Origin of the sequence: Xanthovirga aplysinae (assembly GCF_009711365.1) — a bacterium.
Lineage (GTDB): Bacteria > Bacteroidota > Bacteroidia > Cytophagales > Cyclobacteriaceae > Xanthovirga > Xanthovirga aplysinae.
Window position 1 is genome coordinate 1 of the sequence record NZ_SMMB01000809.1, and the last position, 4,223, is coordinate 4,223.

Here is a 4,223-nt window from a genome sequence, read left to right on the forward strand (position 1 = left end):
AAATGCGAAATTTACTAAGTGAATTAATAGGGGATTTTTAAATCACATACCTTATTTTTTGGAATTTTAGGAGAGTTGATTCTTGCTTTAGAGCGGGGCAAATTGCAAGAAAAAGAGAAAGTTAGTGATGCTTCTTGAAGAATGTTAAGATTTGATCATAAACGAAAGGTAATCACTTTTGAATAAGTTAGGATTCCTTCTGAAAATGCTACCTCTAATAAAAGACTAAAGTCTATAATAAACTTCTTGGATCTTTTCCAAAGAAACCTTTTCCTTCCAATTTAGCCCTAATGCATGTCTCCACATATGGTCCAGACCATAAGCCACCTTTGACATAACCAAAATGGTATCACTCGTCCAGTTTTTTGCTAAACCTTGAGGTAATTCTATATGATGATTTTTAACCATCTCCTGAAATTCTCTTACTCCTTTAGGATAGTATCCATTTAGATGATTAAAAACCAAACAATTGGCCAAACCATGTCGATACCCAAGGATATAAGATAGGCCATAAGAGAGGGCATGACAAACCCCCACCTCCGAATATGTTAAACTGTATCCTCCCATAAGAGAGGCTATCATTAATTTCTCATTATTCTCTGGATTTTGGCCAGATCCTCCCTTTAAAAAAACCTCCTGACAGAGTTCCATAGCCTGTTGGCTATATGCTTTAGAAAAGGCATTCTGATACTGGCCATGATTAGCCTCCACACAATGAATATAACAATCCATCCCAGTGTAAAACCACTGTTCAGCAGGGACAGTTGCCGTAAGTTCAGGGTCCAAAATTAATTGATCGAAAACTGTCCAGTCACATTTAACCCCTAACTTTTTGTTCGGGCCAGTTAAAACAGCTGTAGTCGAACACTCTGCTCCTGTCCCCGAAATGGTTGGGATTCCGCAGTGATATACTCCTGGATTTTTGATTAAATTCAAACCTTGATAAGAAGCTGAAGAACCCTTATTAGTCAACATTAGAGATAAGGCCTTTGCTATATCCATTATACTTCCACCCCCAATACCAATAACCCCGGCTGGCAAGCCTTTTTTATCTAAAACTTCATCTCTTAGTACATCAATCTGAGTGGTTTTGGGCTCGTACAAATTTACATCAATAAAATATAGAGAATCCCTCTTATGTAAAGGTAAACGAGCTTCCAGCGCTCGATTTTGAAAGTATTTATCCACCACAAAAACCATGTACCCCTCATTTTCCACCCTTATTGGGTGAAGGATTCTATCCAGCTCATCAAAGCTTCCTTTTCCAAAAACCAATCTAGAAACATTCTTGCAATTTTTAAGCATTGGTGTCCTTTTCTACATTACTTTTCGAATAGCTTTTTTCATTTCATCTGCCAAGGCAAGGGTTTCTTCCTCTGTCCAATTTGCCCTTATACCCAACGAAATCAGGCGCCCAACCACCTGTTGAGAATTTGGTAATTCTAATTTTCTATAATCCTGAGGAGCTCCAAAATGATGTATAGCCAAAGGTGCGGCTGACCGCAACTCCTTGAGGTGTTCCCATTGATTAATAAAATGATAACGATTGGTATACCAATAATTAAAGCCTTCCAAGCCCATTACCAAAAACTGCTCCATTACTTTTGCCGCAGTGTTAGTATCGGGAAGGAAGAAATTTAGAAAGGTACCTGAATCACCCGATTCATCAGGAATCCTTCGAAAAGTCAATCCCGGAACTTCGGATAATTGCTGCTTTAAAAACTTTTTATGCCTACGCTTTTGAGCCATGATCCAATTAAGTTTCCTCATTTGGGCTACACCAACAGCGGCATGAAGCTCACTAATTCGATAATTAAAGCCTAATAACAACTGCTTTTCCATCCCTCGGCTATTTCCAATATGATCATGACCATGGTCTGAATAACTATCAGCAACTTTATAAGCTTTGACAGAATTGGAAACAAAAACCCCACCTTCTCCACAAGTGGTAATCTTAAAAAAGTCAAAAGAAAATGCTCCACTTTTCCCAAACAACCCAACCGAAGTTCCTCGATAAAATGCCCCCAGGGCTTGTCCTGCATCTTCAACTAAAAGAAGATCTTTTTCTTTACAAACCTGAATTATCTTATCCATATCAGCAGCTGCTCCACACATATGAACCAACAATACCGCTTTTGTATTAGGACTTATTGCCTTCCGGATTCCCTCTGGACTTAAGCACAAAGTCTCATCAATCTCCGCAAAAACAGGAAGACCTCCAGCCAATAAAACAGCCTCTATGGTAGCAATATAGGTGAATGGAGGTACTATTACTTCATCCCCATGACCAATACCGGCAGCGGCCAATGCACATGATACAGCGGCGGACCCACTAGAAACAGCATGGGCAAAACCTGCTCCTGTAAACTTTCGCATCCTTGCCTCTAATTCTCTGGCTTTCCACTGACCTTCTCTAAGGTGTTCATGGTTATAGCGAAATAAAGCTCCGGTATGTAAAACATCGTTAACTTCCTTCCGCTCTTCTGCCCCAAAAACATCAGTTCCTGGCATAATAATATTTGGTAAATGATAGATATAAAATAATTCTGAATGAAGGGATTCTCTATAACTGGGAAATAGGGAACTTATACTTTGAAATGTCTGGAATTATTATGGGTGAGGTGATAATAATCTAATAAAGAGCAAAATAAGACTAAGCTAAATAACCTAATCTCTACTACAATTTCTGGAGGGACACTTCACTAATTACGAATTTCATTACCTACAAATTATGATTTTTTTATAAAAAACCCACAATTCATTAAAAGAAAAATATCTTAAAATTCTAAGAATCTCGAAAAAATGGTGGCAGAGGTAAATAAAAGAAATAAAGGATAGAGGGCTTTGAAAATCACACAAAATAAAGCCCTCCAATTAACTAGCCTATAAAGTAGCTATTTAAAAATTACTATTAGAAAAAATCTAGAAAAGAGGAACTATATGACCTTTAAAAGATTCTTTCTTTATTATTTTTCTTTCATCACTTCGAAATAGAGCAAAGTAACCAGCTCACGCTCATCAAAGTCCTTATAAATGGATTTCATCATCTTTTTCAGCCCTTCATAGGTTCTACAAGAAGATAAATGCTCATTTTGTAAATCCACATCTGATAAATCACAAAACCGAAACACTTTCTGATTGGTAATACGGCCATAGGCAATAAACTGAGCCTGCCCTTCATCAGAAGTTTTTGCAGATTTCAATAATTGGAGGTCCTGATCTGAACCACTTTCAATTCCACTTGACCACTCAGTACCCCTTCGAACAGTAAGGTTTTCTCCCTCTTTAAATTCAGGAGTAAAAAAATACAAATCTCTCATCTTTTCACTTTTCAATTTATTTCCAATAGATGATGCTTAAAGTTCACCTGCTGTCCGTTTATTTTTCTTCCATCAAAACCAATTGATGATCAAGAGGGACCTCAAAAGTTTTGTCAGTTGGATCAACAAATTTAATATCACTGATTACAACCTCCCCTATTTGATCTTCAATTCCCTCTTCCGGGCTCCAATTCCAGAATCTCCATTCCGTTGCCATTGGAATTCCATCTACCATCTGATAATCTTCATAAGATATGGCATGTGGTTCCTGACTTGCCTCTTCAACATTACGGTTTAAAGTTACAATATATGCCATGGCATATAAAAGATTGGTTTCTTCGTTCTGGTAAAGAATATACCAATCCTCGGGTGAATCACCCGTCTCTGCAGCAAAAGTCATCCTTGCCGTATGGTAGCTTCTACCTTCAGCGTTCTCATCACCGAGCACCTCAATTTTCACCCCAGGGTCACTCAATTTGTAAGGAGCCATGAAAAAGTAACTCCATGTCATGGCATCAAAACGGGCTTTAGGATACAAAGCGGCGGCTGGGGAAATATATACATCTTTCCCATCAAATATCAAAGAAGAGCCATCTTCCTTATCTACACGAACTTTAGAGGAGTTGGTTAAGGCAGTAATTCTCCCTTCCAATCCCTTTTGCCCCCCAAAAGTCATCTCGATATCAAATTGAACCCCTTTATGGGCCAAAAACTCATTTCTTTTATGGGCTGCTTCAATAGTTTGAATAATGGGCTCCTTTTTTTCAGCCTTTGCAGACTCCATTTTTACCTCTTCCTCTAGACCTTTTTTTTCTTCTTTTTCAGCCTGAGGCTCACATGCTGACAGATAAACCAGGGCGAGGAATAAAAAAGTAATTCGCTTCATAAAAAATAATAGATTTG

The 4,223-nt window shown here is 38.1% G+C and carries 4 protein-coding genes; all 4 read right to left on the bottom strand.

Annotation, left to right across the window (positions count from 1 at the left end):
- Positions 1-225: 225 nt before the first annotated feature.
- Positions 226-1,305: an iron-containing alcohol dehydrogenase family protein gene (locus E1171_RS06030; RefSeq protein WP_155205079.1), complete on the bottom strand. Its 1,080-nt coding sequence runs from the start codon at positions 1,303-1,305 to the stop codon at positions 226-228.
- Positions 1,306-1,317: 12 nt separating this feature from the next.
- A complete protein-coding gene (locus E1171_RS06035; protein ID WP_155205081.1) occupies positions 1,318-2,511 on the bottom strand; it encodes a DegT/DnrJ/EryC1/StrS family aminotransferase in 1,194 nt (397 codons plus the stop codon).
- 455 nt (positions 2,512-2,966) lie between these two features.
- On the bottom strand, positions 2,967-3,320 hold the full coding sequence (locus E1171_RS06040; protein WP_155205083.1) for a hypothetical protein: 354 nt from the start codon (positions 3,318-3,320) through the stop codon (positions 2,967-2,969).
- A 58-nt stretch (positions 3,321-3,378) separates the two neighbouring features.
- Positions 3,379-4,223: DUF6503 family protein (locus tag E1171_RS06045; RefSeq protein ID WP_222931414.1), on the bottom strand; the 845-nt coding region annotated here is incomplete at its 5' end.